This is a genomic window from Marinobacterium zhoushanense, from assembly GCF_014641945.1.
Lineage (GTDB): Bacteria > Pseudomonadota > Gammaproteobacteria > Pseudomonadales > Balneatricaceae > Marinobacterium_D > Marinobacterium_D zhoushanense.
Window position 1 is genome coordinate 45,545 of the sequence record NZ_BMIJ01000009.1, and the last position, 18,569, is coordinate 64,113.

Sequence of the window (18,569 nt, forward strand, 5' to 3'; positions counted from 1 at the left end):
CCGGAGAACCGGCCGGGCATGCTGGCTTCAGGGGTCAGTGGCAATCGCGGCCTTCACCGCGGTGATACCCACCCCAATCACCCCTGTGCATACCGGGACCAAAATCTTTGCCATCCCGGTCGCCGTGCTGCGCCATCAGCTCCTGCATCTTGGTCTGCTGCTCCGGGGTCAGGATCTGACTCATCTCCTGTTTCATCTGTGCCTGGTTCTGGATCCGTTCGGCGACCCTTGCCTGCGCATCGGCAATTAATTTATCCACATCCGCCTGGAAGGTTTCCGAGGTTGGGTCCAGGGCGCGCATACCGGCCATTGGTCCCTGGCCTTTGGCCTCACGCTGCTGCTGTCGCTCTTCGCGGTGCTGATCCCAAAGTTGCTTCATCTGTGCCTGCTGCTCCTCGGTCAGGTTCAGCGCTTCGGCAAAGCGCTGCTGGCGGGATTCGCCCCTGTCGTGGGCCACGGCGACACCGGCAACGGAGGTGGCGAGCAGGGTGGCGGCAATACCGCCGATCAGTAGTTTACGCATGGTTGTGTCTCCTTCGCTGTTCTGTGATGTGCCCAGTATGCGAAAGGTCAGCGCTAAGTTGGGTTAGGCCGGGGTAAAGTTTGGTAAAGCTTTCCCGAGGTGGAGCTGAAGGCCTTAATATTGGGGTATGTCACAGTTTCAGGAACCGTTATGAGCAATGAACGACTGCTGATCATCGATGACGATGTCGCGCTATGTAATCTGCTGAGTGACTACCTCGGCCATGAAGGCTATAGGGTTGAAGCCAGTCACTCGGCGGAAGCGGCGCTGCAGCGGCTGGCGGATGATGACGTCTGGGATCTGCTGATACTCGATATTCAGATGCCCGGTGCCAGTGGTCTGGAGTTGCTGCAACAGCTGCGTCCGCGTCTGCGCACACCGGTGATCATGCTCACCGGCCGCGGCGATGAGATCGACCGCATACTCGGGCTCGAGATGGGGGCCGACGACTATCTGGGCAAGCCGTGTAATCCTAGAGAGCTGCTCGCCCGTGTGCGTGCGGTTCTGCGCCGTGCCGGACCGGATGCGGTAGTGGAGCCACGTCTGTTTCCGGAGCAGGTGATCGAGCGTTCGGGACTTCGACTCGATCCGGGGCTGCGTGAGGTTAGCGTGGATGGCGAGGCGCTGGAGCTGACCAGTGCCGAGTTCAACGTGCTCGCCTACCTGATGCAAAACGCTGGACGGGTGATGAGCAAGGAGCAGCTGACCGAGCTGGTGTTGCACCGCAAGCTCACCGCCTACGATCGGGCACTGGATGTACACGTCAGTCGGGTACGACAGAAGCTGGCGCCCTTGGTCGGCGACGGTGTCGAGCTGATCAAAACCATCCGCGGCCAGGGCTATCAGTTCGTTAAGGGCAGCGCATGAAGTGGTATAGCAAGCTGTTCTGGAAGATTTTCCTGGTGATCTGGCTGGTGAGCGCGGCGGGTACCGGCATTACGGTGCTGGGCGTGCTGACGGTGGCAGAGAAGCGTCAGAGCCTGGAGCTTCTGGAAGCGCGGGCCCGGGCTCAGGCCAGTTTGATGCTGGATCGACTGTCACGAGGGGAGCTGGACGAACACCGGCGGTTTCACGACGACGATCGGCACGACCGGCGTCGGCCGCTGCCACTGTGGATAGTGGACGTGGAGAGTGGAGAGGTCGTTGTCGGTGTTAACGAACGCCCGCCAGAAGGGCCGAGGACGCTGCGCTTCGAACTGGAAGACGGCGGCAAGCGCCTGCAACTGGTGGTGCCTGCGCCCCGGGAGGGGTTCTATCTCAATCGCCTGATCGGCTTCCTGCTGTCGATGCAGGCGGTGCTGGTGCTGCTGGTCTCGGCGTTGGCCAGTCTGCTGTTGAGCTGGCTGATCGTACGCCCGATCAACCAGCTGCGTCGACATGCCCGTGAGCTTTACCTGCACCAGAACCTGAGCAGTCGTGCGCATACGCGGCTCAGTCGACGCAGCGACGAAATCGGTGAACTGTCGCGTGAATTCAACCAGATGGCCGGCTATGTAGAGGAGACGCTGACCGCCCAGCAGCGGTTGTTGCAGGATGTCTCACATGAACTGCGTGCGCCGCTGGCCCGTTTGCAGGTGGCGGCAGGCCTGGCGGAGCAGAAATTGGGTGAGGGTGACGCCACCGCTGAACGGATCAACCGTGAGTGCGAACAACTGGACGGCCTGATTGCCGAAATTCTCTCCCTGTCACGTCTGGAGCAGGCGCCGGTGGAGGGGGAGGCGTTCGCTGTATCCCGGCTGTTTGACGACATCCGCCAGGATCTGCAGTACACCCAGCCCGAGCGAGTACTCGAAACGCCCATCGAACCGCAGGATCTTCATCTGGCAATCAATGGCGACCTGTTACGCCGGGCATTGGATAATCTGATGCGTAACGCGCTCAAATACACGCCGGTGGAGACGCCGCTGACGCTGAGTGCGCTGCGGCTCGCGGATCGGACTATCGAGATTCGGCTGCGTGATCGCGGCGCCGGCGTGCCGGAGGCGTTACTGGCCCGGCTGACCGAACCCTTCGTGCGAGCCCATCAGGGGGCGGATGGCTACGGACTTGGACTGAGTATCTCCAAACGGGCCATAGAGCGCCTGGGCGGGGAGCTGCAACTCCGTAATCACCCTGAGAGTGGGCTGGAGTGCGTGATACGCTTGCCGGCCGCGGTTCTTAAGGCGACGGCGCGAACCTGATCGCCGTCGGACACCTGTAGCGCAGCCGCTACCTCTGGCGGCAGCGCAACCTGGCCGCGGTTGGGTTTGATCAGGGCGCTGGTACAGCGAAACCCGGTGGTGTTGGTGTTGGCGATCAAGAAGCGCTGTGCCCCCTCCATCTCCACCTGCTGCTGTACGCTGATACGCAGGCGGCGACTCTGGGTGATCGCCCTGATGTCCTGCTGGCGCGCGGCCAGGGTCGGACCGGCATCGAAGATGTCGATATAGTTTTCAAACCTGAACCCCTCCATCTCCAGCATCTTGTAGGCCGCCTCCGTATTGGGGTGGACGCGACCTATCACCTCCTGGGCGTCTTTCGGCAGCAGATGGATATAGATCGAGTGCTTGGGCATCAACTCGGCGATGAACACCTTGTTGCCGGCGCCGGTCAGGTAGTCCGCCTTGTCGTAATCCATGGAGAAGAAGTGACGCCCCAGCCCCTCCCAAAAAGGGTTGGTGTGCTGCGGGTCGGTGAAGCCCCGCATCTCGGCGATCACGCGTTCGTTGAAGCGGTTGGGGTGCTCCGCGATGAACAGAAAGCGGCACTTCGACAGCAGGGTGCCGACGCCGCTCTGGCGGTACTGAGGGCGTAGATAGAGCGTGCAGAGTTCAGAGCTGCCGGTGTAGTCGTTGCACAGATTGAGTGTCTTGAATTCGTTATAGACGCCGAGCTCGCGAGAGGAGTGTACCACCGTGCTCAGGTGGTAGTGGTAAAACGGTGTATCCAGGCCTACCGCGGCGGCGATGCCGCAGGTGCCCGCCACTTCGCCGGTGGCGGGATCCTCAAGTACAAACAGGTAGGTTTCGGTCCCAGGCCGGGTCGCGGGGGCGCGCAAGGCCTCGACCGATACGCGAATCTTGTCGGCGAGAAAATCGGGATTATCGGGAAGGGAGGTAAAACCAGGACCGGACTCGACGGCGATCTGTTGCAGAAGTTCGAGATCACGATATTCGATGGGCCTGATCACAAACACTTGCGCCTCCTTCCGCCAGATCCTGACGGTCATTCGCTCTTGTTGAGTGTAGCCGGTGTGGCGAAAAGTGTACTGGAAACGTCTCTTTTGCTGTGTATAAGGTTGTGACCTAAATAGGGATATGCAGTGTTTGATGATCTATTAGTTCTTTCAAAACAATAAGGTATACAGATCTACTATTCTGATTGATTTGTGGATAAGTTTGTGTGGATCAGTCGTGGGAGGGAGCTGAGTCGGCGGTGTAGTGCTCGATTAAGGCATCGGCCGGCAGTGGCCTATTGAACAGATAACCCTGGCCGATCCGGCAGCCGGAGGCGAGCAGGAACTGGCGTTGCTCCTCGGTTTCGATCCCCTCGGCCAGTACCTGAAGACCGAGCTGACGCGCCATAAGGATGATGGTGGAGGTGATCGCCACATCATCCCGGTCGTCAGGGATATCCTGCACGAATGAGCGGTCGATCTTCAGCACCTGGACCGGCATTTTTTTCAGATAACTCAGTGATGAGTAACCGGTACCGAAGTCGTCGATCGCCAGTGTCACCCCCAGGTGTCGGAGCTTGCGCAGCACCTCGACCGAGTGAGTAAAGTTATCCATCATCAGCCCCTCGGTAATCTCCAGCTCCAAGGCCTCTGCTGGTAACCCCGTCTCGCGCAGTACCGTGGCAACAGTGGCGTGCAGACCGAGATCGTCGAACTGGCGCGCGGACAGGTTGACCGCCACCCGGAAATGATCGCCGATCGATCCGCGTATCCGCAGCGCCTGGCGACAGGCCTGGAGCAGGACCCAGCGGCCGATGGGGATGATCAGGCCGGTCTCTTCCGCCATAGGGATAAACTCGCTGGGCGAGATGGGGCCTTCAATTGGGTGCTCCCAGCGCAACAGCGCTTCCATCCCGACCAGGTTACCGCTGAGCAGATCAATCTGCGGCTGGTACACCAGCTTCAGCTCATTGCGGTCCAGGGCCTGGCGCAGATCGTGTTCAAGCGTCAGCGCGCGCCGCGCTTCTGCATTCATCTCGGGGCTGTAGAACTGGTAGGTGTTGCGCCCGATATGCTTGGCACGGTACATGGCCAGATCGGCATTGCGCAGCAGGCTGCTGACATCCATGGCATCAATGCCGATCAGGGTGATGCCGATGCTGACCGTGACCTGCATCTGATGCGTGCCAATATCCAGCGGTTGCGCTAGCAGTTCGATAATATCGTCTGAATAGTCGCGGATGCGGTCGATCGAGGAGAGATCCTTCAAAATTACCGTGAACTCGTCACCACCCAAGCGGTAGACCGTGTGCGGCTCGTTGACGCAGAAACGTAGGCGGTTGGCCACCGTACGCAACAGCTTGTCGCCCGCTTCATGGCCCATGGTGTCGTTGATCTTTTTGAAGTGGTCGAGATCGAGCAGCAACAACGCCCGTATATCGTCGCTGGGGGTGCGCAACAGCTCCTCCAACTGGTCACGAAAGCGGCGGCGGTTGCCGAGGTCGGTCAATGGATCAAAAAATGCCAGCCGCTCCATCTGCTGCTGGTGCTCTTTGAGCTGGGTAATATCGTCGCTGACCGAGACGATCTTCGACAGCGTACCGTTTTCGTCGAGGATCGGCGAAATGGACTGCAGGCTCCAGTAAAAGCTGCCATCCTTGCGTCGATTGTGCAGCGTACCGCGCCATTTCTGATGCCGGCGGATGGTTCGCCACAGCTCGTCATACACCTCGCGCGGTGTGTTGCCCGACTTCAGGAAGGAGGGCTGCATGCCGATCACTTCGCTGGTGGAGTAGCCGCTGATGTCGGTAAAGCGCGTATTAACGTATTCGATAGCACCTTGGGCATCGGTGATGACCACGGCGCTGCCGCTGTTTTCGACGGCATTGGAGAGCTGTTTTAGCTCCAGCTCGCGCTGGCGGTGAATTCGCTCGTCCTGCACTAAAGCCAGTACGGCACAGATCCCGTCCTGGTCATCTTTCAACGGTGACAGATGGAGTTGCAGATCGATAGGGCCTTCCGGGCTTGGCACACGGAACTGGCTCAGTGTGCAGCCAGTTTGCTCACCGAGGTACAGAGCCGTCAGTTTGTCCAGGAGCTGGGAGGTGGCTTGACTGTGCAGCAGGAGTTCGCTGGCGGTATCGGAGTCGCCGTTGATGGCCAGCAGCTGATCGAAGGCGTGGTTAGTGGCATAACAGTAGCCGCTGTCATTTAACAGGCAGGCACTGACCGGAGATTCGGCAAGGTTCTGGAACACCTTCAGCGCATACTCTCGCATCCGGTATTCAGGCTCCTGAGAAGCCTGCTGATCACTCTTCTGCACTTATACTGCCTATGCCAGTTGCTAGCCGATTGTTGATGCTAGCAAAAGCCGCATAAAGTGCAATGTTTCAGCGACATAATGGCCTTAACCTAATGAAATTGAATCGTTAGCGTCAGGACTATCGGCTTCAAGACGCTCAAAGAGCGTCTGAGCCTGATTCACCGGTGCGGATACGGATAACCTGCTCGAGCGGCATAACAAAGATCTTGCCGTCGCCGATCTTGCCGGTGTTGGCGGTTTTGCTGATCGCTTCGATCACCTGGTCGACCATGCTGTCATCCACGGCAACCTCCAGCTTGACCTTGGGCAGGAAGTCCACGACATATTCGGCGCCACGATAAAGCTCGGTGTGTCCCTTCTGACGGCCAAACCCCTTGACCTCGGTGACCGTAACGCCCTGGATGCCGATATCGGACAGTGCTTCGCGCACATCATCAAGTTTGAATGGCTTGATCACAGCAGAAACCAGTTTCATCGTTTTACTCCTCGTTCATCGTTAGGCGCATCCCGACCCTGGCTGCAGAATTAGCCTGGCGCCGGATACACCAGTATACCCACAATACTCGGGTTGCGCATATGCGTCACCGTGCCGTAAACGCAGAGAGGGAGCCTGTTGGCTCCCTCTGGTCCCGTGAGCGGGTGCTGTTACTTGGTGCTGGACACGAATTCCGGATAGGCTTCCATACCGCACTCGGAGAGGTCGACACCGTCGTACTCTTCCTCTTCGCTGACGCGGACGCCCATGATCGCCTTGATCACCAGCCAAGCGATCAGGCTGACAACGAAGACCCAGATGAAGATGGTCAGGGCGCCGATGATCTGGCCAGAGAAGCTGGACCCGTCATTGGTTACCGGAACCAGCAGCAGACCGAGCAGACCGCAGACGCCGTGTACGGAGATAGCACCGACCGGATCGTCGATCTTCAGCTTGTCCAGGGTGATGATGGAGAAGACCACCAGCACGCCACCCAGAGCGCCGAAGATAGTCGCCTGCAGTGCAGACGGCGTAGACGGTTCAGCGGTGATCGCAACCAGGCCGGCCAGTGCACCGTTGAGCGCCATGGTCAGGTCCGCCTTACCGAACAGGATGCGAGCCACGATCATCGCCGCAACGACACCACCGGTCGCGGCGGCGTTGGTGTTCATGAACACCACGGCAACAGAGTTGGCGCTTTCGACGGATGCCGTTGCCAGCACGGAACCGCCGTTGAAGCCGAACCAGCCCAGCCACAGAATGAAGGTACCCAGGGTCGCCAGCGGTAGGTTGGCACCCGGAATGGCGTTGATTTCGCCGTTCTTGCCATACTTGCCTTTACGGGCACCCAGTACCATGACACCCGCCAGAGCCGCAGCAGCACCCGCCATGTGGACGATGCCTGAACCGGCAAAGTCGGAGAAGCCGAGATCGCCCAGGGTGTACATACCGAACACGGCGTTACCGCCCCAAGTCCATGCGCCCTCCATCGGATAGATGAAACCGGTCATGACCACTGCGAACAGCAGGAACGACCAGAGCTTCATGCGCTCGGCAACGGCACCGGAGACGATGGACATCGCAGTGGCGACGAACACTACCTGGAAGAAGAAGTCGGCTGACGGCGCGTAGGTGGCCGGCTCTTCAGCGCCGGTGAAACCGTCGCCGGTGATGCCGCTGAGGAAGTATTCGCCGCCGTACATGATGGCGTAACCGCTGACGAAGTACATGATGCACGCGATCGCGTACAGCGCGATGTTCTTGGTCAGGATCTCGGTGGTGTTCTTGGCGCGGACCAGGCCGGCTTCGAGCATGGCGAAGCCTGCGGCCATCCACATGACCAGCGCACCGCACACCAGGAAGTAGAAGGTGTCTAGCGCGTATTTGAGCTGGGTTACGTCCCCAGCTGTTGTATTCAGAAGTTCTTCCATCTGTTTAGCCCTCCATCAGGCCTACAACATCAATAAACAGTGAGTGGATCAGAGTGCGTCGTGGCCGGTTTCGCCGGTACGGATACGTACGACCTGCTCCAGCGGCATGACAAAGATCTTGCCGTCGCCGATCTTGCCGGTCTGAGCGGCTTTGCTGATCGCTTCGAGTACCTGGTCTACGATGTCGTCTGCAACCGCTGCGTCGATGCGAACTTTCGGCAGAAAATCAACGACATATTCGGCACCCCGGTAGAGTTCCGTATGCCCCTTCTGACGACCGAAGCCTTTTACCTCGGTAACGGTGATGCCCTGAACCCCGATGTCGGACAGCGCTTCACGTACGTCATCCAGCTTGAACGGTTTGATAATTGCTGAAATCAGTTTCATCTCTGAAGTCCCCTTTGGAATATAGGTAACGAGGTGTGCGCTGCTTAGGGGCGCGGCACGCCTCAGTTGAGTCGCGATCAAGCCAGAACTGTGCCATTTATAAAAAATGCTTAATTAACAATTAGATAAATGCCATGTATAAAATTTAAACAGGATCGAAAGGGTGCGATATTCGTAAAACTGTTCGTTTTTTGTGCACTGATCGGGTGCGTGCAATATTTTGGTGCGCAAATTTTTGGCACATGCACCAAGCCTGACAGCGAGCCGCGACGGGGGTATAGTTTCCGGGCAGATATCAGATAAAGGATCCAGGGGAGTAGTGACTCGATGCGTCAAAAATTGATAGACAGCCTTAGCGCCCAGATTGGCCATCTGTTTGAGGGTGCGCGTGAGCTTCCGGGTCAGCATGAGCTGCAGCAGCAGATTCGCACCCTGGTTCAGGGCACCTTTTCGCGTCTGGATCTGGTGACGCGTGATGAGTTCGACGCACAGCGTGCCGTATTGGCGCGTACCCGTGAGCTGGTCGAGCAGTTGGAGAAGCGTGTAGCCGAGCTCGAACAGCAGGGGCAGCAGCCGGTTGCGGATACCAACCAGCCGGACAGTGATACACCCTCCGAATAAACCGCTGGCAAGCGCCAGCCCATGACCCAGGGACGGAGTCATGTCTTTAGCCATCGTTCATACACGGGCTCAGTTGGGTGTCGATGCACCCGCCGTAGCCGTCGAGGTTCACCTGTCGGGAGGCCTGCCCTCCCTGTCTATCGTCGGGCTGCCGGAGGCGGCGGTCAAAGAATCCCGTGAACGCGTTCGCAGCGCGTTGATCACCGCCGGCTTCGATTTTCCCCAACGCCGTATCACGCTCTGACGGATATATACCAGAAATAAAAGTGCGCAATAAATGTGACTTATGGTCCGTAGACTCATTGTCTACACCCTGAGATCCTTCTGTTTTTTGAATAAGGTTCTTTATGGACGAGTCGACGACGTTGACGGCATTCGGTCAGCACTTAAGGAAGCTTCGACTGGTTGCTGATTACAGCCAAGAACAATTAGCGCTGTCTGCTGGGCTAGATAGGACCTATATAAGCGGCATAGAGCGGGGGAAGAGGAATCCTAGCTTGATAAACCTCCTTAAGATTGCCTCCGCACTTAATAAAACCCCTTCAGAACTTCTCAACTTCAAGGAAGATGATGTGCTATGAATGAAGCCTCATTTATACAAGCTCTTGCGTTAAAATATGATATTTCTCCTGAAATAACACTTTATAAATATTTAGAAAGAAAAACAAAAGCTTCAGATAGAGGTAGTAAGGCTCGCCGGTCACTTGGGAACCTATATGCTCTTTATGTTATATGTGAGGATTATCGAGATAATAAAGAAGGATCGTCATTTAGTGAATTGATGGTGAGAATGAGGGCTCTACCGTTCGGATCAAAACTTCAGAATCACCCTTTAGATAATAGACTTAACGACGAAGTAAGAAGACAATATGGAGTTTCTGATGAAATGTTGCCCGTTCAAAATGCACAGCTCAACGGAAGAAAAAAAGCGAGAAAGGTCTCCGAATTGCTGTTGAAAGAAAAAGGATCAAATCCTCTTTCCGTTAGTAAGTTTGTAGTTGATGTTATAGATACATATGTACGAATAATAGAGACTAACCAGAATGAATATCTTGAAGAAATTGAAGATGCTCAGTCTAGGTCGAATATAGTTTCAGTTGTTGAAAAAGCATTTGAAAAAAATTCTGACGCAAGACTTTTCGAAATTGTTTCATATAGTATTATGCATCACTGGTATGCTCAAAAAACAATTGAGTACACCTTTGAAGGTAAATTATATAAAGAAAATTTGAGTTTGTATCGAACAGGTCGAACTAATGCAAACGATGGTGGGATTGATTTTGTACTTAAGCCATTTGGTAGGTTTTTTCAGGTAACCGAAACGCTGGACTTCAAAAAATATTTTTTGGATTTTGACAAAACAAATAAATTCCCAATTTCATTTGTGATTAAAACAGAGTTAGATAAAAACTCAGTCATGAAATTGGTTCGAGAAGCTTCTGTTAAAGAAATTGGACAGGATAAGGCTGATCAATACTGCCAGCTTTTCGAGGAGATATTTACCTTAAACGAGCTTTCTTCAATTTTGAATTGGATTGGTGAAAGTGAGGAGCTGCTTAAGCAGCTCCAAAAAACTATTATAGAAAGTTTTAAATTAGAGTATGGTCTTTTAGATTAAACTGGCCTGCTTTATCGTAGCTTCAGAAACCTCTCGAACCCGTTTTGAGAGGTTTTTTGTCTTTCTTTTCTTGTTCTTGGCTAGTTCTTCTTCTGTGTAATCTGAAGGTATGTTCAACCGTCTTAATCCAATTTTCAAATACTCTTCATTCACTTCAATGCCAATAAATTTTCTATTATTTTTTATAGCAACAGAACCAGTTGTGAAGCTACCAGAAAAAGGATCTAAAACAGTATCACCAACATTTGAAGATGCTAATATAATTCTCTCTAAAAGAGACTCTGGCTTTTGTGTTGGGTGGTTCTCATACTCATCCATTTTGAATCTAACTCTGGCAAAATCCCAAACATTTCCCGGGACCTTTTTGGTGTTGTATGGCTGAGGGGGATTCTTTCGATAATCAATGAGCTTACGTTTAGAACCTGTCTTTGCTTCAACTAAAATATCGTCGGCATTAAAAGTGTAGTTTTTCTCATTTTTGGTAAGCATGAGAATAGGTTCATACATAGAGCCAAAATATTTCTTTGCTTGAACACCAGAGCTATCATAAGACCAAACAATACGGCTTCTAACAAAGAAGCTTTTACGACACCATATGTCTAGGAATGGCATATTCTCCGTACTATTCATTAAATAAAAAGTACCATTTGGTGCGAGAATGCGGTAGCACTCGTCTATCCACTGATAGCACCAGTTAAGAAAATGCTCCTCGTCCCAGTTTTCTGTTAAGCCGTCAAAGTCCTTTCCTATGTTGTACGGGGGGTCTGCAAAAATAAGATCAACAGAGTTGTCAGGAATAGACTTTAGATATGATAGTGCTTCACCATGCACGACTTTATTCGTGCCGTCAGAAAACTCTCTGGTGGGGAAGTTTAAACCTGTAACCATTTTTGATCATTGCCTCCCAATTATAAGACTGTTGCCTATAGTCTACATGATGTCGTCTATAAAATAAATAGATTGGGGTTCTAAGGGTCTCCCTTAGCAAGAGGAAAAACTTTAGTTTTTCCATCTTGAATGCATCTTATATATTGACGTTACAATCATTTATGGTATCCATTTTATTATGGGTATCAAGAATTTTTTTGTACGAAGTGAGTCTATAAAAAATGGTTTAAATGGTCTTGCAGTTTATCTGCGGTATCTAGAGGATTCAAAACACAAGAATCATTTGAAAACCAACAATATTTATGCGCTATTAAATAATGCTGATTACTTTTTTTCGTCGGTAGCAAGAGACTTTAATAAAGCTTGTGTGGAGGTTGCCGCTAATAAGAAGGGTGGTAGGCCTCCAACTGTAACAGCGCAAAGCTTCTGCCTATCAATGCCTGCCTCTATTCAACCGACAAGGCAAGAATGGGTAGAAATAAGTAAAAGTGTACTAAAAGAGGTTTCAAGAATTATTGATGTGGACTATAAAGTTTTAGTGAAGCATACATTTATAAATGTCCATGATCAGAACAATTCGCATTTGAATATATTAATACCAAGGAGAATAAATGGTAAAAGTTATGCGGTAGAACTGTCTAGACCTAGTACTACTAATGTACTTAAATCTATATTTAATGGGCTGGTTTATAAAATATATGGTTTAGATAGAAATTATTATAAGCCCGAAATGATAGGTCGGACTAACGGTAAATTACAGAGTATAAAAGAAGAAAAAAATAGCATTTTAATTATTGAGAGAAACATAAAGAAGTTATCTGAACAAATTGATAAATATGTTAATGCTCTTTTGTTAAATGATATGAATCAATATAGACGGCAAAGGAATAGGATGCAAAGAACCGTGGAGCAATTAAAAGAATATGACTTCATGAGTGACGTTCGGGATGTGCTAAGTATATATAATAAAATAATAGAAGATGAATGTATCGGAAATAGTAGAAAAAATAGAAAGAGAACTGGGCCGAAGCCTTAAAAATAGTCAAAGATATGAGTTGGTTAGACTAATAGTGAAAGTCACAGATTGTTTTTCCATTGATGCATCTGGATTAGTAGATTCATTTGATAATTACTTCAGAGATAGGCTTGATTTTTCTATAAGGCATGAAATAACAGTCTCTGCTGCCTCTGGCGACAAGAATAGAAATAAGTCATTCTGTCTTTATGACTATATGTGTGCAGGTTATGGTCTAGATTTATCATTAGATTACATTGAGAACCATAAGTATTATGAGGGTGTTGTTGTGTTCATTATAGAATACGATATGTCGAATATTTTCAATATAAAAGATAAAGATGATATTATTCTAGATAAAATTACTAAAAAGCTGAAGCTGAATAAGTTTTAAGTCAATTTAGCCTTTTGGTAACATTTCATTCGCCTTTACGTTATTATTTAACTGCCTTTTGACGCCCCCTAATAACAACATATATTAAGACAATATATTTATAACAAAAAGGTATTTTCTGGATTGAAAAACTTTGTTTTTTAATATATTATATACTCCGTGTTTCGTAATATAAGGAGAAAATATGATATACAAAAAATACCTACCAAAAAATGTAGTACCCCTTCCTGTCGATATGCTTGATTTTGCATATGAATCTCTTGAAGTCACCTATGAAGTTCCTCTCTTTTTCTATCTTTTAAATGCTGTTAGTAACCAAAGCATTACCAAAGAAAATTTTGTTTATGACCCGGACCATTTTTATAGGGTTGTAAGAAAAGTGGCACATATTAAAAAAGAAGAAAGCTTTGATATAATTAATAATTTCATAAAGAAAATAGAATCTTCGGACTTCTTTTATGTGGCTCGTATTAACGGTGAAGTTTCATATATCAATCTGAAAAGTGATGATTTTTATTTCCGTACTATAAAGTTAGTCGATATTGATGCTTATCTAGGAATGCGAAGTAAATATGCTAAACGTATCTTTTTGCACCTTGTTCGTTTTACGAATGAAAGAGAAGGATATATTTATTTTTATGATTTAATGAAAAGACTAGATTTAAAAGATAAAGATAGGCCTAATCAAACAAGAATAGCTAGGAATATATTCAAATCTCTTATGAGCAATGGTCTTATCAGTGAATATTCATATTCCAGAAGTAATTACAAGTATGTCTATAAGTTGAATGGGTATGAACAACAAAAAGACTTTCAAAAACTCACTAAAGATCAGATTAAAGCTTTAGGAGAGTTTTATTAAATGCATGGCTTATGAGCCATGCATTAGTGCGCGTGCTAGCTTTTCTAATTTTGGATCTAAGTTTCCACTGGTGTATGATTTTCGTATGTCATCTACAAGTTTAATGTATTCTGACATATTATCTAACAAATTACCGTCCCGCTCAAATTTAAAGGCGTTTGGTGTACCGTCCCTTAGAATTACCCATGCAACCTTTCTCTTTGAATAGATTATTATTCCTGATAGAAGGCTTTTTAATCTACGCTTCACTGCTGATCGATCCTCTTCCGAAAGCAAGCTTTTATTGGTTTTTCCACTTCTAGCTGCTTCTAAACCGGCTAGTTGAAATCGTAGTCTTTCTATTTCTATTGATTTTTTATTGCAGTCCGATTTTAATGTGGATATTGTTTTGAGAAAAGCTGTGATATCTAGGTCATCTTCAACAATACTTTTTTCAATCTTAGAAATCTTATCTTGTTGTCTTATGTGATCTGCTTCAAGAGCGTTTAACTCTTCTTTAATTTTATTGATTTTATCCGTATTTAAAGAATTTGATGCATCGTCTCTCATGAAATATTTAAGTGGGAATTCCTTTTCAAAGTTATCATATTTAACAGGAATGGCAGTACAGTTACCACCGTGTCTCTGATTTGTGCACTTCAAAGATTTATACTCACGGACTCCGCTGGAAAGAGTCTTTTTATCAATTTCAAAGTGCATCCGTGAATGGCACTCACCACAATATATTAACGAGGTAAATAAGTTTTTATTAGTAGTTCTTCCTCGTTCTGATGAAACTTTTCTTTCCTTTACTCTAGCGTTAGCAATTACAAAGTCGTTATTGGTTATAATTGCTGGGTAATAGTCTTCAATAGTTTCGTCTAGATACCTTACCCTTTTTAATACACCCTCACTATTCTTCGCATAGTCTGTTTTGTATATGTCTAGATTTCCGATTACGCACCTGTTTTTAATGATATGACTTATTACAGAACCAGTCCAAACATTAGTTGCATTTTTATATTTTGATCTGGTTATCCTTTCAATGCCTTCTCTGTTTAATATTCTGGCAATTTCGTTTAAAGGAATGTTTTCTATTGTCATTTGAAATATTCTTATTATGATGTCGGCTTTATCATTTATTTTAAATACACCGGATTTTGGTTTTTCTTCGTCTAGCCAGCTGGGAATCTGGCTTGCATATTTTGCTTTTTGTCCATTTTTTATGCGGCTGAGCCGACCATGAAAAGCAGCTTTAACACGTTCACTTTTCTTCGCTGATTCTATATGGCTTTGTTCCATTAATGTTAATGAGTATATTATTTCGGGAAGATTATCTAATGATTTTTTTGTGTATATCCTATTATCCATTAGAGTTATGATATTGACATTCTTTCTCAATATGTCAGAGAAGAGTAGATAGGCTTGGCTGACTGATTTTCTTGTAAGCCTATCTAGTTGTTCTACACAAATAAAGGAAGTACCGTCTAAAGGAATAAGTCCTTTATTAATAGCTAAAATAAACCGTCCAAGGCCAGCGTCAATTTCTAGGTTGTCGCCCTTATACGCCGAAATACCTAAATCAGTAAGATTTAGACTTTCATTGATTTCATAACCATTTTGCTCTGCAAATGAACGTATAGCTTTTAACTGTCTCCTAAGTGAATCACCAGAACCCTGCTCGTTAGAACTGAACCGGACGTATGGGTAAATTACTTTCTTCATGCTAGTTCTCCATTCTGGAATTTGCCCATTGTATCACCATCAATCTGGCACCGGCCGATCTGCCGAAAGAGGGCGGACGTTACGATCTTGCGATCGCGCTCGGTATCCTGCAGGCCTCGGGTCAGCTCAAGGCGGAAGGGCTGGAAGGTTATGAGGTGCTGGGCGAGCTGGCGCTGTCCGGGGATATCCGGCCGCTTAGAGGCGTGTTGCCGGCGGCGATTGCCTGCGGCCAGGCGCAGCGGGTGTTGATCGTACCCGAAGCGAACGCCGACGAGGCGGTGATGACCGGGCACACGCGCGTACTGGCCGTGGCCCATCTGCTGCGCTTGTGTGAGCATTTGAGAGGCGGTGAACAGCTTGCCCCGCATCAGCGAGGGGGCGCTTTACCCTGCCTGCCGATGGTGCCGGATCTGGCCGATGTTCGGGGGCAGTTGCAGGCGCGCCGGGCGCTGGAGGTGGCGGCTGCCGGCGGGCATAACCTGCTGTTCAGTGGTCCGCCGGGCAGTGGCAAAAGCATGCTGGCCGCGCGCCTGCCCGGACTGATGCCGCCGCTGGGCCTGGAGGAGAGTCTGCAGGTCGCGGCCGTGCACTCGGTAGCCGGATTACCGGTTGCCGCCGCCTGCGCCGGCCAGCGGCCGTTCAGGTCCCCGCACCACACGGCGTCGGCGGTGGCGTTGGTCGGTGGCGGCGGACGGCCTCGCCCCGGCGAGATCTCCCTGGCGCATCAGGGGGTGCTGTTTCTCGATGAGCTGCCGGAGTTTCCGCGCCGGGTGCTGGAGGTGATGCGTGAACCGCTGGAAACCGGTGAGATCCTGATCTCCCGCGCCGCCCGTTCGACCGCTTACCCGGCGCGCTTCCAGTTGGTAGCCGCGATGAACCCCTGTCCCTGCGGTTACTTTGATGACGGCACCAGCCGCTGTCGTTGCACGCCGGATCAGATCAACCGCTACCAGCAGCGGATATCGGGTCCGCTGCTGGACCGTATCGACCTGCAACTGCAAGTGCCTGCGCTGTCGCCGCAAGAGCTGCTGACACCGGCAGCACCGGGCGAAGCCAGTGCCCAGGTGCGCCAGCGCGTGCTGGCCGCGCGCGAGCGGCAGTTGCAGCGTCAGGGCAGGGCCAACCGGGATCTGAGCGGTCAGGAGCTGGATCGGCATTGTGCACTGGATGGCAGGAGTCGGGAGCTGCTGTCGCGGGTGATGGCGCAACACCTGCTGTCGGCGCGGGCCTGTCACCGTCTGCTGCGGGTGGCGCGTACACTGGCCGACCTCGCGGGAGATGAGGGTATTGCGCAAGCGCATCTGCTGGAGGCGTTGATCTACCGGGGTAAGTGGACAGAGCAGGGATGAAGTAGGGGGGATCAGCGCGCCTGCATCTCGTTGGCGCCGAGCATCTTCAGGAACAGGTCAAGGCTGACCGGGGGGCTGAAGAAATAGCCCTGTACCTGGTCGCAATCCTGTTTGATCAGGAACTCGAGCTGGGCCTTGGTTTCCACCCCTTCGGCGATTACGCTCTTCTGCAAGTTGTGGGCGAGACTGACAATGGCGCGCACGATCTCCTCGTCATCCGCATTGCCCGGTACGCCGGCGATGAAGGATTTGTCGATCTTCAGCTTGGTGATCGGCAGCTTCTGCAGCAGTGAAAAGGAGGAGTAGCCGGTGCCGAAATCGTCCAGTGAAAACTCGATACCGTGGGCGCTCAGCGCGCGGATGCACTCTTTCACATGGACTTCGTCACTGAACAGTGCGGTTTCGGTCAGCTCGAACTCCAGCATGGATGAATCGATGTCGAACTGCTCGATCAGGCGCTCGATGGTGCGCGCCAGATAGGTGTCCTGGAACTGCCGGAACGACAGGTTGACGCCGATATGGCCGTGCAGACCGGCCTCGCGAATCAGTTTCATATCGCGTCCGGCCTGCTGAATCACCCAGTAACCGATCGGGACGATCAGCCCCGATTTCTCGCAGGCGGGGATGAAGTCGTCGGGGCGGATCAGACCGCGCTCGGGGTGCTGCCAGCGGATCAGCGCTTCGGCGCCGGTGATGCAGCCGGTGCGCAGGTCGATGCGCGGCTGGTAATGCAGTACGAACTCGCCCTTTTGCAGGGCACGCCAAAGTTCGGGTTCAAGGGTAATATCGGCGTTGCCGCTCTGGTCCTTCTGTTGGTCGTATATGGCGTAGCTCAGACCGCTCTGGCTCTTTGCCCGCATCCGCGCCAGGCCGGATTGCTTGATCAGCGTATCAAACTCGCTGCTGTGTAACGGCGAGAACGCCACGCCGATGCTGCAGCTCAGGGATTTCTCGCCATCACCGAAGCTGTAATCCGGCATCAGCTCACCAATGATCTCGGCGATGGTTTCCTTGGTGCGGTGTTCGATGACGTCACATTCGTCCACCGGTAGCACCAGTGCGAACTCGTCGCTACCGATGCGGGCAATATGACGGGTGCCGTTGCAGCGGCGCAGGCGCCGGCTCAGCTCCAGTACCACTTCGTCACCGGCATCATGGCCATACTCATTGTTGAAACGGCTGAAGCCGTCAAAATCGACGGTGATCAGCGCCAGCTGATTGCCCTGCTGCAGATCGTTGAGCAGGGCCTGGTAGAAGTACTGCCGATTGCCGACACCGGTCAGTGGGTCGGTGATCTTGAGCTGTGCCAGGGCATCCTGATTGCGCCGGGTGCACTGGGCATAGCGCAGGGAGCGCAGCAGCAGATCCCGATTGAGTTGCTGCAGGCAGAGTTGATCGATCAGCGGTTGCCGTACCAACAGCGTCGGGTCGGCATCGGTCAGGTGGTCATTGAAGATAATGATCGGCAGCCCGGGATGCTTGAGCTGTATCTGCTTGAGATGGCTCTGCAGCGCCTGGCGGTCATGGGTGTAACAGAGCAGCAGGACCTGGTCGTGGAGTTGCCTCTCGAGTTGGTCGAAGCCGGCACAGGCGTGCACAGTGAAACCGTCCTCGGGCAGCAACACCGATTGCAGCAGCGGCTTTAGCCGTGCTGTAGGGTCTAGAAGTAGCAGGGTCTGCTCTTCCGCTGGAACTGCCTGTTCTATTGCCAGCATCAGCCGGTCCTTCTGAAACTGCTGGAGGTACGGTGGGCGAATCGCTCTTAAAATTGCATTCTACGTGCGATAATGCCCCCTTTAAAATAGCAGGGCCGCGCCAGAGTACCA

Annotated in this window: 18 protein-coding genes and 1 pseudogene; 10 read left to right on the plus strand and 9 right to left on the minus strand. The window is 51.1% G+C overall.

The features are described 5' to 3' along the window. Positions 1-34: 34 nt before the first annotated feature. The gene (locus IEX40_RS19705; RefSeq protein WP_188751498.1) at positions 35-523 is read right to left on the minus strand and encodes a Spy/CpxP family protein refolding chaperone; all 489 of its coding nucleotides are present in this window, start codon (positions 521-523) and stop codon (positions 35-37) included. Positions 524-673: 150 nt separating this feature from the next. Here IEX40_RS19705 and IEX40_RS19710 point away from each other — a divergent pair, with 150 nt between their 5' ends. Together IEX40_RS19710 and IEX40_RS19715 are read left to right on the plus strand one after the other, a co-directional pair. Continuing rightward, the gene (locus IEX40_RS19710) at positions 674-1,390 is read left to right on the plus strand and encodes a response regulator transcription factor (protein WP_188751500.1); all 717 of its coding nucleotides are present in this window, start codon (positions 674-676) and stop codon (positions 1,388-1,390) included. After that, complete coding sequence (locus IEX40_RS19715; protein ID WP_188751502.1) at positions 1,387-2,703, plus strand: sensor histidine kinase; 1,317 nt, start codon at positions 1,387-1,389, stop codon at positions 2,701-2,703. The genes IEX40_RS19710 and IEX40_RS19715 overlap by 4 nt, the downstream gene beginning before the upstream one ends. Here IEX40_RS19715 and astA read toward each other — a convergent pair. The 5 genes from astA to glnK (IEX40_RS19740) form a co-directional block, all read right to left on the minus strand. Next, positions 2,631-3,698: an arginine N-succinyltransferase gene (gene astA / locus IEX40_RS19720; protein WP_188751504.1), complete on the minus strand. Its 1,068-nt coding sequence runs from the start codon at positions 3,696-3,698 to the stop codon at positions 2,631-2,633. The two genes, IEX40_RS19715 and astA, sit on opposite strands and share 73 nt — an antisense overlap. A gap of 211 nt (positions 3,699-3,909) precedes the next feature. Continuing rightward, entirely contained in the window at positions 3,910-6,000 is a 2,091-nt protein-coding gene (locus tag IEX40_RS19725) for a putative bifunctional diguanylate cyclase/phosphodiesterase (protein ID WP_188751506.1), read from the minus strand. Between the two features lie 136 nt (positions 6,001-6,136). Beyond that, on the minus strand, positions 6,137-6,475 hold the full coding sequence (gene glnK, locus IEX40_RS19730; RefSeq protein WP_188751513.1) for a P-II family nitrogen regulator: 339 nt from the start codon (positions 6,473-6,475) through the stop codon (positions 6,137-6,139). Positions 6,476-6,645: 170 nt separating this feature from the next. Continuing rightward, complete coding sequence (gene amtB / locus IEX40_RS19735) at positions 6,646-7,905, minus strand: ammonium transporter AmtB (protein WP_188751515.1); 1,260 nt, start codon at positions 7,903-7,905, stop codon at positions 6,646-6,648. Between the two features lie 48 nt (positions 7,906-7,953). Next, positions 7,954-8,292 carry a P-II family nitrogen regulator gene (gene glnK, locus IEX40_RS19740; RefSeq protein WP_036188202.1) on the minus strand — a complete coding sequence of 113 codons (339 nt, stop codon included), beginning with the start codon at positions 8,290-8,292 and terminating at the stop codon, positions 7,954-7,956. A gap of 327 nt (positions 8,293-8,619) precedes the next feature. Here glnK (IEX40_RS19740) and IEX40_RS19745 point away from each other — a divergent pair, with 327 nt between their 5' ends. From IEX40_RS19745 to IEX40_RS19760, 4 genes and pseudogenes are all read left to right on the plus strand, one after another. After that, positions 8,620-8,913: an accessory factor UbiK family protein gene (locus IEX40_RS19745; RefSeq protein WP_188751517.1), complete on the plus strand. Its 294-nt coding sequence runs from the start codon at positions 8,620-8,622 to the stop codon at positions 8,911-8,913. Positions 8,914-8,953: 40 nt separating this feature from the next. After that, positions 8,954-9,154 (plus strand): annotated as a pseudogene (locus IEX40_RS19750) (magnesium chelatase domain-containing protein); the annotation flags it as partial. Between the two features lie 106 nt (positions 9,155-9,260). After that, entirely contained in the window at positions 9,261-9,494 is a 234-nt protein-coding gene (locus IEX40_RS19755) for a helix-turn-helix domain-containing protein (RefSeq protein ID WP_188751519.1), read from the plus strand. Continuing rightward, entirely contained in the window at positions 9,491-10,531 is a 1,041-nt protein-coding gene (locus IEX40_RS19760; RefSeq protein WP_188751521.1) for a type II restriction endonuclease, read from the plus strand. Before IEX40_RS19755 ends, IEX40_RS19760 begins: the two co-directional genes overlap by 4 nt. Here the strand turns inward: IEX40_RS19760 and yhdJ are convergent. Next, the gene (gene yhdJ, locus IEX40_RS19765) at positions 10,523-11,419 is read right to left on the minus strand and encodes an adenine-specific DNA-methyltransferase (protein WP_188751523.1); all 897 of its coding nucleotides are present in this window, start codon (positions 11,417-11,419) and stop codon (positions 10,523-10,525) included. The two genes, IEX40_RS19760 and yhdJ, sit on opposite strands and share 9 nt — an antisense overlap. Positions 11,420-11,597: 178 nt before the next feature. Between yhdJ and IEX40_RS19770 the strand changes: the two genes are divergently transcribed. From IEX40_RS19770 to IEX40_RS19780, 3 genes are all read left to right on the plus strand, one after another. Next, complete coding sequence (locus tag IEX40_RS19770) at positions 11,598-12,455, plus strand: hypothetical protein (RefSeq protein WP_188751524.1); 858 nt, start codon at positions 11,598-11,600, stop codon at positions 12,453-12,455. Between the two features lie 34 nt (positions 12,456-12,489). After that, positions 12,490-12,828, plus strand: coding sequence for a hypothetical protein (locus IEX40_RS19775; RefSeq protein ID WP_188751526.1), 339 nt, complete (start codon positions 12,490-12,492; stop codon positions 12,826-12,828). A 184-nt stretch (positions 12,829-13,012) separates the two neighbouring features. Continuing rightward, entirely contained in the window at positions 13,013-13,690 is a 678-nt protein-coding gene (locus IEX40_RS19780; RefSeq protein WP_188751529.1) for a replication initiation protein, read from the plus strand. Between the two features lie 9 nt (positions 13,691-13,699). On the opposite strand, the gene IEX40_RS19785 is transcribed toward IEX40_RS19780, so the two are convergent. After that, positions 13,700-15,394, minus strand: a complete 1,695-nt coding sequence (locus IEX40_RS19785) for a recombinase family protein (RefSeq protein WP_188751531.1) — start codon at positions 15,392-15,394, stop codon at positions 13,700-13,702. Between the two features lie 38 nt (positions 15,395-15,432). Here IEX40_RS19785 and IEX40_RS19790 point away from each other — a divergent pair, with 38 nt between their 5' ends. Then, positions 15,433-16,743 (plus strand): YifB family Mg chelatase-like AAA ATPase, encoded by a 1,311-nt coding sequence (locus IEX40_RS19790; RefSeq protein ID WP_308421619.1) that lies wholly within the window; start codon positions 15,433-15,435, stop codon positions 16,741-16,743. An 11-nt stretch (positions 16,744-16,754) separates the two neighbouring features. On the opposite strand, the gene IEX40_RS19795 is transcribed toward IEX40_RS19790, so the two are convergent. After that, positions 16,755-18,458, minus strand: a complete 1,704-nt coding sequence (locus IEX40_RS19795) for a putative bifunctional diguanylate cyclase/phosphodiesterase (RefSeq protein ID WP_188751533.1) — start codon at positions 18,456-18,458, stop codon at positions 16,755-16,757. Positions 18,459-18,569: the final 111 nt, after the last annotated feature.